The sequence below is a fragment of the Streptomyces sp. NBC_00224 genome, assembly GCF_041435195.1.
Taxonomy (GTDB): domain Bacteria; phylum Actinomycetota; class Actinomycetes; order Streptomycetales; family Streptomycetaceae; genus Streptomyces.
This window is the reverse complement of the sequence record NZ_CP108106.1, coordinates 2706076-2725175: the sequence shown is the minus strand read 5'-3', so window position 1 is coordinate 2725175 and position 19100 is coordinate 2706076. Positions and strand designations below refer to the sequence as shown.

The 19100-nt window shown below is 73.9% G+C and carries 12 protein-coding genes; 4 read left to right on the top strand and 8 right to left on the bottom strand.

The window, feature by feature from the left end; all coding sequences use genetic code 11:
• Positions 1 to 1839, bottom strand: a complete 1839-nt coding sequence (locus OG965_RS12155) for an endonuclease/exonuclease/phosphatase family protein (protein ID WP_371651985.1) — start codon at positions 1837 to 1839, stop codon at positions 1 to 3.
• A gap of 328 nt (positions 1840 to 2167) precedes the next feature.
• On the opposite strand from OG965_RS12155, the gene OG965_RS12150 reads away from it, so the two are divergent.
• Together OG965_RS12150 and OG965_RS12145 are read left to right on the top strand one after the other, a co-directional pair.
• On the top strand, positions 2168 to 3607 hold the full coding sequence (locus tag OG965_RS12150; RefSeq protein ID WP_371651984.1) for a hypothetical protein: 1440 nt from the start codon (positions 2168 to 2170) through the stop codon (positions 3605 to 3607).
• Between the two features lie 285 nt (positions 3608 to 3892).
• Positions 3893 to 5332, top strand: coding sequence for an alkaline phosphatase PhoX (locus tag OG965_RS12145; protein ID WP_371651983.1), 1440 nt, complete (start codon positions 3893 to 3895; stop codon positions 5330 to 5332).
• On the opposite strand, the gene OG965_RS12140 is transcribed toward OG965_RS12145, so the two are convergent.
• From OG965_RS12140 to OG965_RS12120, 5 genes are all read right to left on the bottom strand, one after another.
• On the bottom strand, positions 5329 to 7590 hold the full coding sequence (locus tag OG965_RS12140; protein ID WP_371651982.1) for a protein kinase: 2262 nt from the start codon (positions 7588 to 7590) through the stop codon (positions 5329 to 5331). The genes OG965_RS12145 and OG965_RS12140 overlap by 4 nt on opposite strands.
• Complete coding sequence (locus OG965_RS12135; protein WP_371651981.1) at positions 7587 to 9827, bottom strand: PQQ-binding-like beta-propeller repeat protein; 2241 nt, start codon at positions 9825 to 9827, stop codon at positions 7587 to 7589. Before OG965_RS12135 ends, OG965_RS12140 begins: the two co-directional genes overlap by 4 nt.
• A gap of 300 nt (positions 9828 to 10127) precedes the next feature.
• Positions 10128 to 11351, bottom strand: a complete 1224-nt coding sequence (locus OG965_RS12130; RefSeq protein WP_371651979.1) for a beta-ketoacyl synthase — start codon at positions 11349 to 11351, stop codon at positions 10128 to 10130.
• Positions 11352 to 11546: 195 nt separating this feature from the next.
• Positions 11547 to 12737 (bottom strand): TerD family protein, encoded by a 1191-nt coding sequence (locus OG965_RS12125; RefSeq protein WP_371651978.1) that lies wholly within the window; start codon positions 12735 to 12737, stop codon positions 11547 to 11549.
• 123 nt (positions 12738 to 12860) lie between these two features.
• The gene (locus OG965_RS12120; protein WP_371656923.1) at positions 12861 to 13685 is read right to left on the bottom strand and encodes an NAD-dependent epimerase/dehydratase family protein; all 825 of its coding nucleotides are present in this window, start codon (positions 13683 to 13685) and stop codon (positions 12861 to 12863) included.
• A 291-nt stretch (positions 13686 to 13976) separates the two neighbouring features.
• On the opposite strand from OG965_RS12120, the gene OG965_RS12115 reads away from it, so the two are divergent.
• Positions 13977 to 14954: a 5-dehydro-4-deoxyglucarate dehydratase gene (locus OG965_RS12115; RefSeq protein ID WP_371651977.1), complete on the top strand. Its 978-nt coding sequence runs from the start codon at positions 13977 to 13979 to the stop codon at positions 14952 to 14954.
• The gene (locus OG965_RS12110; RefSeq protein WP_371651976.1) at positions 14951 to 16090 is read left to right on the top strand and encodes a hypothetical protein; all 1140 of its coding nucleotides are present in this window, start codon (positions 14951 to 14953) and stop codon (positions 16088 to 16090) included. The genes OG965_RS12115 and OG965_RS12110 overlap by 4 nt, the downstream gene beginning before the upstream one ends.
• A gap of 260 nt (positions 16091 to 16350) precedes the next feature.
• Here the strand turns inward: OG965_RS12110 and OG965_RS12105 are convergent, their stop codons facing one another.
• Positions 16351 to 17553 (bottom strand): MFS transporter, encoded by a 1203-nt coding sequence (locus OG965_RS12105; RefSeq protein ID WP_371651975.1) that lies wholly within the window; start codon positions 17551 to 17553, stop codon positions 16351 to 16353.
• Positions 17554 to 17625: 72 nt separating this feature from the next.
• On the bottom strand, positions 17626 to 19086 hold the full coding sequence (locus OG965_RS12100) for a peptidoglycan D,D-transpeptidase FtsI family protein (RefSeq protein WP_371651974.1): 1461 nt from the start codon (positions 19084 to 19086) through the stop codon (positions 17626 to 17628).
• Positions 19087 to 19100 lie beyond the last annotated feature (14 nt).

Genomic DNA, 19100 nt, shown 5'->3' with positions numbered 1-19100 from the left:
CTACGGGCGGAAGCGGATGACCTGCGGGTCGTGGTCGCTGTTCTGGTCCGAGAACTCGGCGTTGATGTGCACGCTGTCGTAGTCGAAGCCGCGGACGCCCGGGCTGGTCAGGATCTGGTCGAGCACCTGGGTGTTGCCCTGGTACACGTAGGAGTAACGCTCCTTCTTCGGCAGCGTGCGGAACGCCGAGCGCAGCGCGCCGCCGTCCTCCAGGGCCTTGGTGGTGCCCGAGAAGTCGAAGTCGTTGATGTCGCCGAGTGCGAGCACCCGGGCGTGCTTGTCGACCGCGAGGATCTGCTTCACGAAGCCGTTGACGGCCTGCGCCTGGAGCAGCCGCTTGGCCTCGGAGGAGCGCGGCACCGGCTGGTGCTGCGAGGCCAGGCCCTCGTCGCCGCCCTTGGAGGCGAAGTGGTTGGCGATGACGAAGACCGTCTGCCCCTTGAAGACGAACTCGCCCGCGAGCGGCTTGCGGCTGTCCGCCCACGCCGGGTTCGCCGGGTCGATACGGCCGGGGGAGAGGGTCAGGGCCGGGCGGCCCTTGGTGCCGGTGACGGCGACGGCGGTCCTGGAGTCGCCGCCGGGGCGGTCGGTGAACGAGACCCGCGCCGGGTTGAAGAGGAACACCTGGCGGATGTTGCCGCCGGGCTCGCCGCCGTCCTTGAGGTTCTCGGGGTCGATCGAGCGCCACTGGTAGGCGGGACCGCCCTTGGCGACGATCGCGTCCGTGAACTTCTTGAGGGTGGCGGACGCGTCGACCGTGCCGTCGTTCTTGGCGCCGTTGTTGTCCTGGATCTCCTCCAGGGCCACGATGTCGGGCGAGGCGAGGTGGGTGACCACACCGTCGGCCAGCGCGTCGAACTTGGCCTGCGGGTCGCTCGGGTCCAGGTTCTCCACGTTGTACGTGGCGACCGCGAGCTCGCCGGTGCGCTGCTTGCGGGTGGTCTCCCGCTTGAGGCCGCCGTCCTTGACCGTGCCGAGCGTACGGGCGGTGATCGTGTACCCGCCGAACTGGTTGAAGTCCAGCGGCCCTTCGGTGGCGCCGGTCAGCGTGTCACCGACGTTCGCCTTGGGGAAGGGCTGCTGCGCGGCCGGCACCAGGCTCTGGATCTGGAGGCGGCCGGTGTTCTGGTCGTCGTACGACGAGTAGAGCGAGCCGCCCCGCTCGGTGCGGTTCTCGCGCGGCTTCACGGTGACCCACAGCTCGCTGTACGGGTCGGTGGCGCCGACGATCCGCGAGGTGCCGATGCGGACGTTCATGCCCTCAAGGGACTCGTAGTAGTCCAGGGCGTACTTCTTCGGCTGGAGGGTCAGCCCGTTGACGCTGTTGCCGGCGGCCGGGTCGCCCGCCGGGGCGTAGCGGCCGGGAACGGTACGGGCCGTCACCGTGACCGGGGCGGGCAGCGCGTTGCCCGGGGAGACGACCGCCACGGTCGGCTTCGATATCTGGGTCAGTGACTGGTTGCCGGAGGACAGGCCGCCCGGGACGTACTCGGTGACCGTGCCGGAGACCAGCACCGCGTCGCCCACGGCCACGGTCGGGGCCGAGCCCGTGAAGACGAAGACGCCCTCGCTGGTGGCCGGGTTGTCGTCCGGTGCGGTGTCCTGGAACCAGAAGCCCTTCGAGGAGCCGTACGTCCGCACGCCCGTGACGACGCCCGGCACCTCCGCGACCTGCTTGCCGGCCAGCGGCGAGGTGCGGGTCGTGCCCTGGATGTCGTGGATGCGGGCCGGGGCGGGGGCGGTCGGGTCGGCCGCGGCCGCCGCGGTGCCGGCGAGCAGACCGGCGCCCAGCGCTGCGGCGACGACGGCGGAGACGGCGGCGGATCTCGGAACGGGCATCAAGGAACTCCGGAAGATGAGGGATCGGTGCACGTGCGGGTGCGGTGCTGCTCAGGTGTGCAGCAAGTTCTACGCGCGTCAATCTCTTGGCTGAGCGGGGCAGTTGTCAAGGGTCGCCGGGTGGCCGGAATCTGACGGCTGGATGAACCGGCCGCCGTGGGAGACCGGACGCCGCCCGGCGATTCCCGTACGCAACCGTCGCCGCCCCGGCCGGAACCCGCCGTGCGGTCCGGCCCGGGCTCTCGCCGGGCGCGGCGATACCCGGTGAAATACGTCTACGCTGGGTGTCTCTCGAATCACATCGCTTCGCCCGAGGAGTACGCCACAGATGTCCGGAGACCGCCCCACCCTGCCGCCGGTGCGGCTGCACTCCGAGGCCGAACTCGCGCGGGCGGCGCTCGCCGCCCCGCTGCTCGCCCGCGCGGCCCGGCTCGCCCGCTGGGCCGGGCCCGCGACCCGGGTCGGCGCCGGGGGCGAGCTCGTCGAGGAGCAACTGCCCGCGGCGGCCGAGGCACTGGGCCTCACCGCCGACGACGACGGCGCGGCGGACGCGAGCGAGGCGTGGCGGATCGCCGTCGACGCGGGCCTGGTCGACGTCACCGACGCGGAGGACGAGGACGGCGAGGGCACGGCCGCGACGGGCGAGAGCCTCGCCCTGCTCACCTCCGGCTCCCCGCAGGACGTCCTCACCACCTGGCTGGACGCCTTCGACGCGGTCTTCGCGGACGCGACCGCCCCCGTGCTCGACGACTTCGCCGACCTCATCGGGGACGACGGCGAGCTCGACTTCGACCGGCTCGACTGGGACCCGCAGGCGGAGGCGGACTTCCTGGAGGGCGTGCTCGGCAACCTGTATCTGCTCACCGTGACCGAGGGCGGCGCGGGCGAGGGCCCGGTGCCGCTGCCCGCGCTCGCCGCGTCGATGATCGTCCCCGACGACATGGGGGAGCCCACCGACGACATCCTGGAGCAGGTGTCGGACGCGATGATGCGCCTCGACGACCAGTTCCGCCTCCTCGAACCGATCGGCCTGGTGGAGTACCGGCCGGTGGACGAGGCGCTGATGGCCGAGGAGGGCGAGGAGCCCGCGCCGCCCGTCGACGACGAGGACGTCGCCCGGTACGGCATGGTCCGCCTCACCCCGCTCGGCCTCTACGGCGTACGGGCCCGGATGCTGGAGGCGGGCGTCGAGGCGCCGGCCGTCGGCGACCTCGCGGACAAGGGCGCGGACGTGCTGCTCGACGGCATCGCGTACTACCCGGAGGCGGCCGCCCGCGCCGAGACCGAGCAGTGGCTGTCTCGGCACGAACTCCCGGCCGCCGTACGGGAGTTGCTGGCGGCGTCCCGCGGCTCGGACGAGCGCGGCCCGCTGCGCCGCCTGCACTGCCAGCAGGCGCTCGCCCTCACCGGCCCCGAGGCCGAGCCCGCGCTGCGCGAGGTCCTGGACGACGCGGAGCTGGGCGGCCTCGCCCGGGTGTGGCTCGCCGAGCGCGGCGCGGCGGACGTCCCCGCGCCGCCGGAGGCGATGGTGTTCTGGCTCGCCGTGGACACGATCGCCGCGCAGCTGGCGGTGGACGGGGACCTGGAGGAGCTCCAGGGCCTGGTGGAGGGCCTGGTCGGCCAGCACAGCGGCTTCTTCGACGCGGCCTGGCGGGTGGAGCACCCCGCGACGGCGGACGTCCTGGAGGCGATGGGCCGTCTGCACCCGGACAAGAAGGTGGCCAAGGAGGCCCGCAAGGCGGCGTTCAAGGCCCGCTCGCGGGCGTAGTCCTTGGGGTGGTTGCGGCTGTTCGGCTGCGGACCGTGCGTGGCTGGGCGCGCAGTTCCCCGCGCCCCTGAATGCGCCCCTGAATGCGCCCCTGAATGCGCCCCTGCGGGGCGCCCAGGGGATTGCCGCGGAGCGGCATTTTTAGGGGCGCGGGGAACTGCGCGCCCAGAAGGGCGGCCTCCCGGGGCGCGGGAGTTGGGGTGGGCGACACCCCGTGTTATTGCGCTGTTCGCCCGCCACCGGGACCCTGGGCCCGCCCCCCGCAACCCCGTCAGGAGACCCGCGATGTCGCTCAGCCGCAGGGAGTTCGCCAGGAATTCCGCCCTCACCGGTGCCGGGGTCGCCCTCACCGGATCCGTCGGGGCGCTGGCCACGGCGCCGGGCGCGCTGGCCGCCGAGGACGCGTACGGCGCCGCAGGTCACGGGCACCACGAGCCGGGCTACGGCCCGCTGCTGCCCGACCCCAAGGGCGTACTCGCGCTGCCGAAGGGCTTCTCGTACCGGATCGTCACCCACAGCGGCGTAACCAAGCTGGAGTCCGGCGAGATCACCCCGTCCAACCACGACGGCACCGCCGCCTTCGAAGGGCCGCGCGGCGTCACCCTGCTCGTCAACAACCACGAGCTGAAGGGCCCGCGCAAGAGCTGGCCGCACCCGGTGCCGCTCACCGAGGGCCTGGTGTACGACCCGGCCGCGTCCGGCGGCTGCACCGTCGTCGAGGTGCACCCGCACGGCGGCCCGGTCGCGGAGTGGGTCGGCATAGCGGGCACCTCCACCAACTGCGCGGGCGGCGCCACCCCCTGGGGCACCTGGCTGACCTGCGAGGAGACCGAGGACAAGGCCGGCTCCAACGGGATGACCAAGGACCACGGCTATGTCTTCGAGGTCGACCCCTACGACCGGCGCGCCAACCGCGCCCCCAAGCCCCTCAAGGCGCTCGGCCGGTACGCCCACGAGGCCGTCGTCGTCGACCCCCGGCGCGGCCACCTCTTCCTGACCGAGGACGCCTCGGGGCCCAACGGCCTGCTCTATCGCTGGACCCCGCCGCACGGCTTCAAGCACGGCCGCGGGAAGCTGCGCACGCTGGCCGACGACGCCGGAGTCCTCCAGGCCACCAAGTGCTTCGACGCGGGCGGCCAGTTCGTCGACGACCTCTCACGGGCCACGAAGATCGGCACGGTGTACGGGGTCGACTGGGTCGACGTGCCGGACCGCGACGCCCGCACCACCTCCGTGCGCAAGCAGTTCACCGGCCAGGACGTCACCCGCGCCCGCAAGCTGGAGGGCATGTGGTGGGGCGACGGCGGCGTGTACATCGTCTCCTCGTACGCCCGTGAGGAGTCCCCGGTCCAGCACGACGGCCAGGTGTGGTTCTACGACCCGCGCCGTCGCACCCTCACCCTCAAGGTGCTGCTCGGCGTCAACGCCGCGCCCGGCCAGGACGGCGCCTTCGACGGCCCGGACAACATCACCGTGTCGCCGTACGGCGGTCTGGTCATCGCCGAGGACGGCGCGGGCATCCAGCACCTCTTCGGCGCGACCGACTCCGGGCGTACGTATCCGATCGCCCGCAACGAGCTCAACCAGGGCACCGAACAGGCCCCGGAGTACAGCGAGTTCACCGGCGTGACCTTCTCGCCGGACGGGCGGACCCTGTTCGCCAACATCCAGGATCCGGGCATCATGCTCGCCATCACCGGCCCCTGGCGCCGTCAGCCGCGTTAGGCCCCGGAGGGTTTGTCGTACGCCCGTATCGACGCCTTGCCGATACGGGCGTACCAGCCCGCGCCGTCCGCCGCGAGCTCGCTCACCCGGTCCGGCAGCGGCCAGCTCCGCAGCGCGCGGCCGTCGGTGAGGCGCAGTGCGGTGCAGCCGCTGCCCGCCGCCGCGTAGACCACCGGGCCCGCCACGACCGGCGGGACCTGGGCGACCCCGCCGCCCACCGGCGCGCTCCAGTGGACCCGCCCGGTCGCCGGGGCCACCGCCTCCAGGGTGCCCGCGTCCCGCCAGTGCAGCAGCAGCCCGCCGCCCGTCACCGGCGCGCGGGCCCCGCCGAGCCGCTTGGGCCAGCTCGCGTCGAGCCCCAGGGTGGCCCGCGACCAGTGTTCGTGTACGTCGTTGGCGGGGAAGCCGTACAGCCTGTTCCCGGCGGCGACCAGCAGCCTTCCGGCCGACTGTCCCAGCGCGGTGGACCCGGCCGGAAGGGCCACGTCCGCGAGCGTCTGCACGGGGCGGACCGCCCGGCCGTCCGCGCCCACGAGATGCACCCGGCCCGTCGTGGTGAGCACCGCGAACCCGTCCGGCAGCGCGCACACTCCAAGGGCGCCCCCGTCGCCCGCCGCGAGCGGATACGTCCACCGCTCGGCGCCGTCCTTCGCTCCCACGCACCGCAGCCGCGTCGACGCGGCGGGCACGGGGGCGAGCAGGAGCGCGTCGCCGAGCACGGCGGGCGCCACAGTCGCCGGGCCCGGTGGCGTGGTCCAGCGCACGGCGCCGCCGGCCGGGTCGGTGGCCCGGGTGCGCCACTCGGAGCTCGTCTCACCGTACGAGTCGACGAGCAGCCCGCCCGTCGCGGTGAACCAGCCCAGGGTGGGCGCCAGTTGGGGCGCCTTCACCCGGACGGTGCCCGACGCGAGGGCGACGGCCGGGAGTCCGAGGTCCGGCGCGAGGAGCAGCCTGTCGGACGCGCCCCACCACCCGCTCGCCGTCCCGTCCGCCTTCCGCTGCCAGAGCGGCGCCCCGTCGGCGCCCGCGCGCGCCTCGACCACACCGGAGGACGAGCCCGCCGCGTCGGTGCCGTGCACCAGCACGGACGCCCCGGCCACCAGCAGCGCGTCCACCTCGCCGCTCCTGGGCTCCAGACTCCAGCGAGCCCCGCCCGCCGCCGCGCCCGTGCGCACCACCGGGTCCCACGAAGACCCGGACCCGCCGCCGTCCGGGGTGGGCCGCAGCACCGCGTACGCGAGGAACGCGGCGAGCCCGCCCCCGCCGGCGAGCAGCAGGCCCCGCCGGGCCACCGCCCGGCCGCGCCACGGGCGTACGGGACCGGCCACCGGCTCCCGTACGGCCTCCTGCACGGTCGGCGGCGGCGCGTCCTGCGGCTCCGGCACCGGCTCGTCGGCGAGGACCAGCGACCGCACGGGCTCCTCGCGCCACCACAGCGGGGGCCGGGGATCGCGCAGCGCCCGCAGCACGGTCCGTACGGTCGGACGGGCCTCGGGATCCTTGCCCAGACAGCGCTCCACCAGCTCCCGCAGCCCCGACGAGCGCGTGACGCCGGACAGTTCGGGCTCCTCGTGGACCGTGCGGAACAGCAGGATCGCCACCGTGCCGGTGCCGAACGGGGTACGGCCGGTCGCCGCGAACGCGAGCACCGCGCCCAGCGCGAACACATCGGCGGCCGCCGTCGCGGGCGGGCCGTCCCCGGCGATCAGCTCGGGGGCCAGATAGCCCGGCGTCCCGATGATCGCGCCGGCCTCCGTCAGCCCCTGCCCGTCCACCGCCCGGGCGATGCCGAAGTCGATGACGCGCGGCCCGTCCGCCGTCACCAGCACGTTCGACGGCTTCAGATCGCGGTGCACCAGACCCGCCGCGTGGATCGCGGTGAGCGCCTCGGCGAGGGCCGCGCCCAGCGCCCGCACCGCGTCGGGCCGCAGTGCACCGCCCGCGGCCACGGCCCGGCTCAGTGTCACGCCGGGCAGGAACGCCGTGGCCAGCCACGGCACCGGCGAGTCGGGATCGGCGTCCAGGACCGGGGCCGTGTGCGCGCCCGTCACGGCCCGTGCGGCGGCCGCCTCGCGCCGGAACCGCTCCCGGTAGTGCGGGTCGTCCGCGAGGTGCTCGTGGACGGTCTTCACGGCGACCAGCCGCCCGCCCCGCGTACGCCCGAGGTACACCTGACCCATCCCGCCCGCGCCGAGCCGGCCGAGCAGACGGATCCCGCCCAGCTGACGCGGATCCGAGGCGAGTAACGGATCCGTCATGCGGCGCCGTCAGGGCCGCGGAAGGTGGTGAGGACCGACCCGACGCATACGTGCACCAGTCCGCCCCCGGCGCTCCCGAGCAGTTCGTCGCGGCCCTCGAACGGCACGGCCCACACCAGCTTCCCCGTCGCCGGGTCCAGCGCGTGCAGCCCCCACTTCGGCCCGCTCAGCGCGAGCCGGTCACTGCCCGGCTCCGGCCCGGTGACGTACAGCCGCCCCTCGGAGAGCAGTGGCGGGGGTGACGCGTGGGGTGCCTCGGTGAGCCGCCGTACGTCCGTACGCAGCCAGCGGGTCCGGCCGGTGGCCGCGTCCAGCGCGCTCACCTCCGAGTGCGAAGCGGCGTGCACCAGACCGCCGGTGGCCGTCGGCGTCACGGACACCGAGCCGGTGACGCCCCGGGACCACAGCGTGGTCCGGGTCGCCAGATCGACGGCGCTGACCGCCTCGCCGAGCGCGAAGTAGCCCGTGCCGGTGGCCCCCGGATGGGCGTCCGGCCGCAGCGCCCCGCCCGCGACGGTCGTCTCCGGGCTGCCGTCGGAGGCCCGCAGCACGTGGAGCGGCTCCTGCGCGCGGACCTTGAGCTGCTCGGGCTCGTCCGACTGGGCGTAGCCGGACGCGGCGACCGCGAACCGCCCGCCCGCGTGCCGCACCGCCGTCACCCCGGCGGCCGTCCCCTCGTGGTACCAGAGCCCCTCGCCGGTCGCCGGGTCGTAGCCGTACGCCCGCCAGGGCCGCTTCTGCCCGGTCCGCCGCGACCATTCGGTGTCGTACGACTCGTACGTGACGAAGCAGACGACCGCGTCGCCGAGCGCGAACATGCCCCGGGAGCCCTCCAGTTCGACGTCGTCGGGCAGCAGCGAGGTGCGCGGCCGCAGCCCTTCGAGCCGCGGATCGCGGGTCTCCCAGCGGGTGTCGCCGGTGGCGGAGTCGAGCGCGGCGAGGGTCGGGGCACCGGCGAGCTCGGTGCGTACGAGGTAGACGAGGTCCGTGCCGTGCGGCACGACCTGGCCGACGCCCTTGGCGTCCCGCTGCCAGCGGACGGCGCCGGTGGCGGGGTCGAGGCGGGTGAGGGAGGCGTTGTCGCGGACGTAGAGGGCGTCGCCGTGGCGGATCAGGGCGCCGCCGTACTGGGTGGGGCCGAGGGTACGGGTCCACAGGGCGCGGCCGCGGGGCCAGGAGGTGGGGTCGGGGTCGGCGGACTGTCCGCTTCCGCTTCCGCTTTCGTCTTCGTCTTCGCCGAGTGCGACCGCGGTGGAGATTCCGGCGGCGGCGACGGCGCCGGAGGCGGACCAGAGGAGGAAGCGGCGGCGGGAGGCGCGGCCGGAGTCGGGCAGCGCTGTGCCGGCCGGGGCGGGTGCCGCCTCGATCAACTCGGCGGTGGCTTCCTCGTGCTGGCGTATCAGACCGGTGACCGGCTCCTGCTCCCACCAGGGCTCGGGGGCGCTGCGCCCGGCGCACCACGCCAGGACCTCGGCGACGGCGGGCCGGTCGGCGGGCTCGCGGGCCAGACACCGCCCGAGGAACTCCCGCCAGTCGTCCCCCGGCACACCGTCGAGGTCCGGCTCCTCGTGGAGCGTGCGGTAGAGGACCTGCGGGGCGCTGCCCGCGCCGAACGGGTTGCGGCCGGTGGCGCAGAGCGCGAGCAGCCCGCCGAGGGCGAACACATCGGCGGCGGGGCCGGGTTCGCCGTCGCGGGCGAGCTGCTCCGGGGCGATGAAGCCGGGGGAGCCGAGGGTCTCGCCGGAGTGGGTGAGCGCCTCTCCTGCCACCCCTTCCACGGTCCCCTTGGCGATCCCGAAGTCGATGACCTTCGGCCCGTCCCGGGTCACGATCACATTGGCGGGCTTGAGGTCGCGGTGGACGAGGTGCGCGGCGTGCACGGTGGCCAGCGCCTCCGCCAGCAGGGCGCCGAGCGCGGCGAGCTGTCGGGGGCCGAGGGGGCCGAGCGCGGAGACGGCCTCGGAGAGGGCGGGGCCGGCGGCGTACGCCGTGGCCAGCCACGGGGGTTCGGCGTCCGGGTCGGCCGCGAGTACGCCTGCGGTGTACGGGCCGTCCACCGCCCTGGCGGCCGCCACCTCGCGGCGGAACCGCTCGCGGAAGCGGGGGTCGGCGGCGAGGTGCGGGTGCACGGTCTTCAGCGCGACCAGCCGCCCGGAGGCGGCGCGGGCGAGGTGCACCTGGCCCATGCCGCCGTCGCCGAGCAGCGCGACGAGGCGGTACCCGCCGATCTCCCGCACCGCACCTCCCGATCCGCTCCGCCTCGACCTTACGGCCATCAGCATGTGCGACGCGGCCCACCCCACCCGTGGTTGCGCCCCACTCCGCCCGTTCTCTCACACTCTCGGGGGAGGCGGTTTTCCCGGGGGCTGCGCCCCGGACCTCACTCGTCCGCGGGCCCGGTGGGGGCTGGCCGCGCAGTTCCCCGCGCCCCTGAAGGGGCTGGAGGTGCCTAAGGGGCGCGGGGAACTGCGCGACCAGCCCCCACTCACCCGCAGACGAAGCACCCGCCCCCCCGGGGCCCCCAGCGAGTCACCCGCTCACCCGCTCACCCGCGTCAGGATCAGGCTCACGTTATGCCCCCCGAAGCCGAAGGAGTTGGCGAGCGCCGCGTCCCACTCGCCGGTACGGTTCGTGCCCGCCACCACATCCAGCTCCACCGCCGGATCCAGCCGGTCCAGGTTGCGCGTGGCCGGGACCGTGCCGTCGTGGAGGGCGAGCAGGGCCGCCATCGCCCCCACCGCCCCGGACGCGCCGAGCATATGGCCGGTCATCGACTTGGTCGCGGTGACCACCGGATGGGTGCCGATCGCCCGCGCCACCGCGTCCGCCTCGGCCAGGTCGCCCGACGGCGTCGACGTGGCGTGCGCGTGCACCACGCCGATGTCGGCGGGGCTCAAGTCGGCGTCCCGCAGCGCCGTTTCGATCGCCCGGACCTGCCCTGCCACGTCCGACGCGGTGATGTGGTCGGCGCTGGAGGTCACGGCCGCCCCCGCCACCGCCCCGTACACCCGCGCCCGCCGGGCCCGCGCGAAGGAGGCCCGCTCCAGGACGAGTACGCCCGCGCCCTCGCCCATCACGAAACCGCTGCGGTCCGCGTCGAACGGCCGGGACACCGTCTCGGGGTCGTGGTCCTGCGGCGACAGCGCCTTCATCTGCGCGAACGCGGCGAGCGTGAACGGGTGCAGACAGGCCTCCGTGCCGCCCGCGACCACCACGTCGGCCCGGCCCGCGCGGATGAGGTCGAGCCCCATCGCGATGGCCTCGGCCCCGGACGCGCAGGCGCTCACGGGCGTGCGCGCCCCGCCCCGCGCGCCCAGCTCCATGGAGACCCAGGCCGCCGGGCCGTTGGGCATCAGCATCGGCACGGCGTACGGCGAGAGCCTGCGCGCGCCGCTCTTCTCGTACGTGTCGTCCTGGACCAGCGTGGTCAGCAGGCCACCGGTGCCGGTGCCGATCACCACCGCCAGCCGCTCGGGCTCCACCTCGGGGGTGCCCGCGTCCCGCCAGGCCTCGCGGGAGCTGATCAGGGCCAGTTGTTCACATCGGTCAAGGCGCCGCGCCTCCACCCGGTCGAGCAGCGAGACCGGGTCGACGGACAGTCCCGCCGCGACCCGGACCGGCAGGTCCGCCGCCCACTCCTCGGTGAGCAGGGACACCCCGGACTTGCCGGTGAGCAGACCGGACCAGGTGGATGCGGCGTCCGCGCCGAGCGGGGTGATCGCGCCGAGACCGGTCACCAGCACGTCTTCATGATCGTTCATGCCCTCGACCCTGCCAGCCGCGGGCAGGTGCGGGGAGGGGCCGAACGGATCGATTTGTCCCAGGAGGGTTGTGGGGTTCAGACAACAGGTGTTCCGTATCGCCTCGCGTCACGGAAACGCGCGGGGCCCGTCACCCGCGTGCAGCGGGTGACGGGCCCCGGTCGTCTCGGGCCGTCGTCGTGGTCTTCCGGCGGGTCAGAGCGCCTCGGCCGACGGCTTCACCATCCCGCGCACCGTCCGGGACTTCACGAAGTTCCCCAGCGCCGTCATCTCCCACTCGCCGGAGAACTGCTTGATCAGCTTGGCCATCATCACGCCCGTCTGCGGCTCGGCGCTGGTCAGCTCGAAGCGGACCAGCTCCTCACCGGTCGCCGCGTCCATCAGTCGGCAGTACGCCTTGGCGACCTCGGTGAACTTCTGGCCGGAGAACGAGTTCACCGTGAAGACCAGGCCCGTCGCCTCCGCCGGGATACGGCCCAGGTCGACGACGATCACCTCGTCGTCGCCCGCGCCCTCGCCCGTGAGGTTGTCGCCGGAGTGCTTGACCGCGCCGCCCAGGATCGAGAGCTTGCCGAAGTAGCAGCTGTCCAGGTGGTTGCGCTGCGGCCCGTACGCGATCACCGAGGCGTCCAGGTCGATGTCCTTGCCGCGGAACGCGGGCTCCCAGCCGAGGCCCATCTTGACCTGGGAGAGCAGCGGGCGGCCGCCCTTGACCAGCGACACCGTCTGGTTCTTCTGGAGGCTGACGCGGCCCTTGTCCAGGTTGATCTTCCCGCTCGGCGCGGCGGCCGGCGCGGCCGGGGCCGGGGGAGCGGCGGGCATCGGCGGCGCGGTCACGGGGGCGACCGGGGCCGGTGCGGCGGGAGCGGGCGCGGCGGCCGGGGGCTCCTCGACCGAGACGCCGAAGTCGGTGGCGATGCCCGCCAGCCCGTTCGCATACCCCTGGCCCACCGCGCGGGCCTTCCAGGCGCCGCCGCGCAGATAGACCTCCATGACGACCAGCGCGGTCTCGCCGCCGAGCTGCGGCGGGGTGAAGGTGGCGATCACGCTGCCGTCGTCGGCGTTGCGCAGGGTGGCGGTGGGCTCGATGCCCTGGAAGGTCTGGCCCGCGGCGTCGGGGCTGGCGGTGACGACGATCTTCTCGATGCCGGGCGGCACCGCCGTCGTGTCCACCACGATCGCGTCCGGGGCGGTGCCGCCGCCGGACCGGTAGGTGACACCGGGGCCCGAGGGCTGGTTGTAGAAGATGAAGTCGTCGTCCGAGCGCACCTTGCCGTCGGCGGTGAGCAACAGGCCCGACACGTCGAGCCGCACCGGGGCGGCGACGTCCACCGCCACGCGGGCGGTCGGGAGCGGAAGGTTCGAGCCAGGTGTCATTGCGGTCATGCTCCGGGAACGAGCGGCACGGCTTTACGGTTCCTTGAACGTCCCGCCAATTCGGTGAGCGTCCCGCCAATTCGTGAACGGCCGCGGGCGCTCCCCGTCCCCCCGCCCCCACCTGCCCCTGGTTCAGTACGGCCACACCGGCGGGTCGGTGGCGAAGTGGCCGCCGACGTACGCGTGGTCCGGGCTGTCGGGGTCGAGCTCGCCCTGCTCGGCGACCAGCTTCTCGGCGTACTGCTCGGAGTCGTCCCGCGGCTCGTACCCCAGCGCCCGTGCCGATGAGAGGTCCCACCACAGCCGGGTGTTGGCGGAGGAGCCGTAGACCACCGTGTGGCCGACGCCGTCGGCGGTGAGGGCCGCGTGGAAGAGGCGGGCGCCGTCGCCGGGGCTCATCCAGATGGAGAGCATCCGTACGGAGGTGGGTTCCATGAAGCAGGAGCCGATGCGCACCGAGACGCTCTCCAGGCCGTACTTGTCCCAGTAGAACTGGGCCAGGTCCTCGCCGAACGACTTGGAGAGGCCGTAGAAGGTGTCGGGGCGGCGGGGGGTGTCGACCGGGATCAGGGCGTCCCGCTCCAGCGGCGCCTCGCCGCGCGGGCGCGGGGTGAAGCCGACCGCGTGATTGGAGGAGGCGAAGACCACGCGCGCGACGCCCTCCTCGCGCGCGGCCTCGTAGAGGTTGTACGTGCCCTCGATGTTGGCCCGCAGGATCTTGTCGAACGTGGACTCCAGCGAGATGCCCGCCAGGTGCAGGACCGCGTCGACGCCCCGGACCGCCTCCCGCAGCGCGCCCCGGTCACCGAGGTCGGCGGTGATCGCGTCCGGCTCCCCGGGAATGGCCCGTGCGTCGAGAAGGCGCAGGTCGTAGCCGTACGCCGGAAGCAGCCCCCGCATCAGGGTGCCGAGTCCGCCGGCGGCGCCGGTGAGCAGGACGGTGCGGGGAGCGGGCATGGGGATCTCCTCGGTGCGCGGGCGGGACGGCGGCCGTGCGGGCCGGATGGACACCCTCATGGATGTCATTCATAACCATGGACAAGCTAGGGAGCGGTCTCCGGCCTCGTCAAGTGTGGCGCGGAGCGCCTGCCGGCGCCATGGCGGCAGAGGTGACACCCGCGCGGAAAACACCCGCGCGCCGGGGTTTCGCGTCTTGACCGTCGTCGTAGGGCTGCCATAGCGTGGCGGCGTTCAGAAATATAGACGCCGATCAGAATTGTGCACAACGGCCTTGCCCTGGGAGCGCCCGTGACGCCCAAGAACCCATCCCCCCTCGCCGCCCGCCTGGACGGTCTCCTCTTCTTCCCGGTCACCCCCTTCGGGCTGGACGGCGGCCTCGACCTCGGCGCCTTCCGCGCGCACGTGAGGAGCGGCATCGACGCGGGCGCGGCCGCGGTGTTCGCCTGCTGCGGTACGGGAGAGTTCCACGCGCTCACCCCGGAGGAGTTCCACGCCTGCGTGGCCGCCGCCGTCGAGGAGGCCGCGGGCCACGTCCCGGTGGTGGCCGGTGCGGGATACGGGACGGCCCTCGCGATCCAGTACGCCGAGCTCGCCGAGGACGCGGGCGCCGACGGGCTGCTCGCCATGCCGCCGTACCTCGTGGTCGCCGACCAGGAGGGGCTGCTGCGCCACTACACCGCGCTCGCCGCCGCCACCTCCCTCGACGTCATCGTCTACCAGCGCGACAACGCGGTCCTCACCCCCGCCACCGCCGTCGAACTCGCCCGCGCCGACGGCATCATCGGCCTCAAGGACGGCATCGGCGACCTCGACCTGATGCAGCGGATCGTCAGCACGGTCCGCCGCGAGGAGCCCGACCGCGAGTTCCTCTACTTCAACGGCCTGCCCACGGCCGAGCTCACCGGCCTCGCCTACCGGGGCATCGGCGTCACGCTCTACTCGTCGGCGGTCTTCTGCTTCGCCCCCGACATCGCGCTCGCCTTCCACCGGGCGCTCGACACCGGCGACGACGCCACCGTGAACCGCCTCCTGGACGGCTTCTACGTGCCGCTCGTCGAACTGCGCAACCAGGGCCGCGGCTACGCCGTTTCCCTCGTCAAAGCGGGCGTACGGCTGGCGGGCCTGGAGGTCGGCGAGGTGCGGCCGCCGCTGAACGAGCCCGACGAGGCCCACATCAAGCAGCTGGCCGCGCTGATCGAGCGGGGCCGCTCACTGCTGACGGAGGGCGAAGGGGAGCCCGCCGGGCGGGGCGGGGCGGGCGCGTGAAGGCGTCGGCGTTCCTCTACCCCTGGGACGTCATCGGCGACCCGGACGCGCCCGCGCGGATCGCCGGCCTCGGGGTCGGACAGGTGACGCTCGCCGCCGCCTACCACTCGACCCGGGCCCTCACCCCGCACCACCCGCGCCACCGGGTGGTCACAGCCGAACACGCGGCGGTCCTCTACCCCGTCGACGAACGCCGCTGGTCCGGCCGTGCGCTGCGGCCGTACGCCGCCGGGAGGTGGGCGCCCGGGGACGCGTACGGCGAGGCCGCCGAGGCGCTCGCGGCGGCCGGGCTCGACGTCCACTCCTGGGTCGTCCTCGCCCACAACTCCCGCCTCGGCGCGGAGCACCCCGAGACCTCGGTGGTCAACGCGTACGGCGACCGCTACCCCTGGGCGCCCTGCATAGCGCGCCCGGAGGTCCGCGCCTACCTGGTCGCCCTCGCGGCGGAGGCGGCGGTACGGCCCGGGGCGCGCGGGACGGAACTCGAATCCTGCGGCTGGTACGGCCTCGCGCACCTGCACGCCCACGACAAGACCGCGGGGGTCGCGCTGGACGACACGGCCCAGTACCTGATGTCCCTGTGCTTCTGCGGCTCGTGCCGACAGGGGTACGGGGAGTGGGGCCTGGACGCGGAACGGCTGGCCGGGGAGGTGCGGGCGGCGCTGGAGCCGGTGTGGCGCGGGGGCCCGTGTGCGGGCGGGGAGCTGCTGGAGGCGACGGTCGACTACCGCGCCGCCGTGGCGCGAAGCCTTCAGGAGGAGGTGGTCGGCGCTGTGCGGGGTGCGGCGGGCCCCGGTTTCCAGGTGCTGCTGCACGCGGATCCCGGTGTGCACCGGTGCGGGGCGAACGTGGGGGTGGATCCGGCGGGGGTGTTCGGCCTGGCGGACGGCGTGGTCGTCCCCTGCCCCGGTGGCCGCCCGGACCTGCTGCGGCCGTTCGCGGCACACGCCGGGTCCGGGGCGGTGGTCGCGGCGAACTTCACGGTGGTGGCGGGGATGGGGGGTCGGCCCGGGGCGCTGGGGGAGGACGCGGTGCGGGCGGAGGGGGCGGGGGCGACGGAGTTGCGGCTGTACCACGGGGGGTTGGTGTCGGGGGAGGACGCGGTGGCGGTGCGGCGGTCGGGGGCGGTGGGTTGACCCCCACCCCGCCCGTTCCCTCAAGCCCTCGGGCGGGCGGCCGGGTGGGGCTGCGCCCCGGGGCTCGGTGTTCGTCTGCGGACCGTGCTGGGTTGCTCGCGCCCACGCGGCGGAGCCGCAAATGTCACAGCCCCGCGCCCCTAAGAGCGCCCCTGCGGGGCGATCCCTGCGGCAACCCGGGTGACCCCAGCCCCCACCGGGCCCGCAGACAAACGGGGGTCCGAGGGCGAAGCCCCCGGGAGAGCCATCTTCAGCCCCACTCACCCCCGCGTCAGGGTCAGCGCAGCGACCAGCGCCCCCGCCCCCACCACTGGCAGCAGCACCCCCGGCCCCACCAGACCCACCAGGCCCGCCCCCACCCCCAACCCCACCGCGTTCGGGACGAACAGCAGCGTGTTCGCCGTGGCCGCCGTGCGCCCGAGCACCGCGTCCGGGACCGACCGCTGCACCGCCGTCATCGCCGCCACCAGCACGCACGGCAACCCGAGCCCGATCGCCGCGCTGCACGCCAGCGCCACCGCGTCGTACGGAAGGACCCGTCCGAACACGGCCACCGCGAACAACGCGATGCCCGCCGCCGCGAATCGGTGGCCCGGCAGGCGGCGCAGCAGTGGGCCCGCCAGCAGGCCCGCCGCCACCGAGCCCACGCCCTGCACCGCGTACAGCACGCCCACGTACGCCGCCGAGTGGCCGAGCCGATCGTCCACCACGGCATAGATCGCCGCCCCGTTCAGGCCCGCGCACAGCATCGTCGCCCCGCCCGCGAGCACCAGCGGCCGCAGCACCGGCGAGCGCCACACCGTACGCGCCCCCTCCGCCGTGTCGGCCAGCCAGTGGCCGCCCGGCACGGGCCGCGCCTCCCGTACCCGTATCAGCGCGAAGATCCCCGCCGCCAGCAGGAACGTCACCGCGTCCAGGGCCGCCACCGCCGCCCCGCCGAACCGCGCGTACAGCCCCGCCCCCGCCAGCGGAGCCACCAGCTTCATGCCCTCGTTGGCCATCATCCGCAGGCCGTTGAAGTCGCCGAGGAGGTCCCGGTCCACGGCGTTGGCCACCAGCGCCGCCTCGGCCGCGTCCTGGACGACGCCGTTCACGCCGTACACCACGAGCACCGTGAACAGGATCCAGATCCGGCCCGCCGAGTCCAGCGCGAGCAGGGACGTCAGCAGGGCCGCCATCGCGATGTTGATCCCCACCAGGAGCGGCCGGCGGCGTACCCGGTCCGCCACCGTTCCCAGCAGTGGCCCCACCAGCGTCGGCGCCCACATGGCGAAGACGGTGAGCGCCGCCAACGCGTCCGAGCCGGTCAGCGACTTGGCCCAGATCCCGGCCGTCAGCCACATCGCCGACGACCCGAACCCGGACACCACCACCCCGGTCAGATACAGCCCCGCGTTGCGGTCCGTCAGCACCCGTACGAGCGGGCCGGTCCGGACCGCCCTCTCAATCGTCCTCGTCTTCACAGGCGTCAATCTGGCCTGTGAGGCGACCCCGGCGGATCCGGCGAACGCCCTATTCCCGCCCCCGCCGATGCCCTACGACGAGCCCAGCGCCGCCCGCATCATCTTCTGCGCCACCGGCGCCGCCAGGCCGTTGCCGCTCACTTCGGAGCGCGCCGCGCCCGAGTCCTCGATGAGTACGGCCACCGCCACCTCCTTGCCGGTAGCGGAATCCTTCGCGTACGACGTGAACCAGGCGTACGGCGTCTTGGAGTTGCCCACGCCGTGCTGGGCCGTGCCCGTCTTGCCGCCGACCTCGGCGCCGCTCACCCTGGCGTTGGATCCGGTGCCGTCCTCGACGACCGTCACCATCGCGGCGCGCAGCTGGCGCGCGGTCTCCGACGACATGATCCGCTTCCCGTCGCCGTCCTTGTCCTCGTAGGACTGCAGGACCGTGCCGTCGGCGTCCGTCACCTCGGAGACCATATGGGGCGATGCCATGACTCCATCGTTGGCTATGGCGGCGGACACCATGGCCATCTGGAGCGGCGTCGCCGTCACATCGAACTGGCCGATGCCGGTCAGCGCGGTCTGCGCCTTGTCCATGCCCTTCGGGTACACGCTCGCCGAGGCCCGTACCGGCACGTCCTGCTTCGCGTCGTTGAAGCCGAACTTCTCCGCCATGGCCCGGACCTTGTCCTGGCCCAGCTGGTCCGCCATCTTCGCGAAGACGTTGTTGCACGAGTACTGGAGCGCCGTGCGGACGGTGGCGTTCTCGCACGGGGCGGACGGGTTCTCGTTGGTCAGTACGGTGCGGGTGCCGGGCAGGGTGTACGGGTTGGGGCTGTCGGTCTTGGTGTCCACCGACGGGTACAGGCCGTTCTCCAGCGCCGCTGCCGCGACCACCAGCTTGAACGTCGAACCCGGCGGCAGCGGCTGCCGCAGCGCCCGGTTGACCATCGGCTTGTCCGGGTCCTCGGAGAGCGCCTTCCAGGCGTCGCCGTCCGTCGAACCGGCGATCTTCGACGGGTCGTACGACGGCGTCGAGACCATGCCGAGGATGCGGCCGGTCTTCGGGTCGATGGCGACGGCCGCGCCCTTCTTGCTCCCGAGCGCCTGGTAGGCGGCCTTCTGCACCGCCGGGTCGATGGTGGTCAGCACGTTGCCGCCGCGGGCCCGCTCGCCGGTGAGCACCGAGAGCGGGTCCTTCATCCGGGTGTCGGTGCCGTCGAGCACCTTGCCGTAGATCCCCTCCAGCTGGGTCGCCCCGTACACCTGCGAGCTGAAGCCGGTCACCGCCGAGTACAGCTCACCGTTCTTGTACGTGCGTTTGTACGCGAGGTCGCCGCTCGCCGTCCTCTCCGATCCGGTGACCGGGGAGCCGGCCACGATGATGTCCCCGAGCGGGTTCGCGTACTGCGCGATGGTGTTCCGCCGGTTCAGCTTGTCGTCCGCGAGGGCCTGGCCTTTGTAGAACTGCACATAGGTGGCCCGCCCCAGGAGGGCGAGCACCATGAGCAGACAGCAGACCGAGGCGCGCCTGATCGTCTTGTTCATCCCATGAAAGGGAC

Bases quoted from the DNA above. Each gene is read 5' to 3' on its own strand.
- OG965_RS12130 (WP_371651979.1), bottom strand. From the start codon at position 11,351: ATGAACGATCATGAAGACGTGCTGGTGACCGGTCTCGGCGCGATCACC.
- OG965_RS12150 (WP_371651984.1), top strand. From the start codon at position 2,168: ATGTCCGGAGACCGCCCCACCCTGCCGCCGGTGCGGCTGCACTCCGAG.
- OG965_RS12100 (WP_371651974.1), bottom strand. From the start codon at position 19,086: ATGAACAAGACGATCAGGCGCGCCTCGGTCTGCTGTCTGCTCATGGTG.
- OG965_RS12145 (WP_371651983.1), top strand. From the start codon at position 3,893: ATGTCGCTCAGCCGCAGGGAGTTCGCCAGGAATTCCGCCCTCACCGGT.
- OG965_RS12155 (WP_371651985.1), bottom strand. From the start codon at position 1,839: ATGCCCGTTCCGAGATCCGCCGCCGTCTCCGCCGTCGTCGCCGCAGCG.
- OG965_RS12140 (WP_371651982.1), bottom strand. From the start codon at position 7,590: ATGACGGATCCGTTACTCGCCTCGGATCCGCGTCAGCTGGGCGGGATC.
- OG965_RS12120 (WP_371656923.1), bottom strand. From the start codon at position 13,685: ATGCCCGCTCCCCGCACCGTCCTGCTCACCGGCGCCGCCGGCGGACTC.
- OG965_RS12125 (WP_371651978.1), bottom strand. From the start codon at position 12,737: ATGACCGCAATGACACCTGGCTCGAACCTTCCGCTCCCGACCGCCCGC.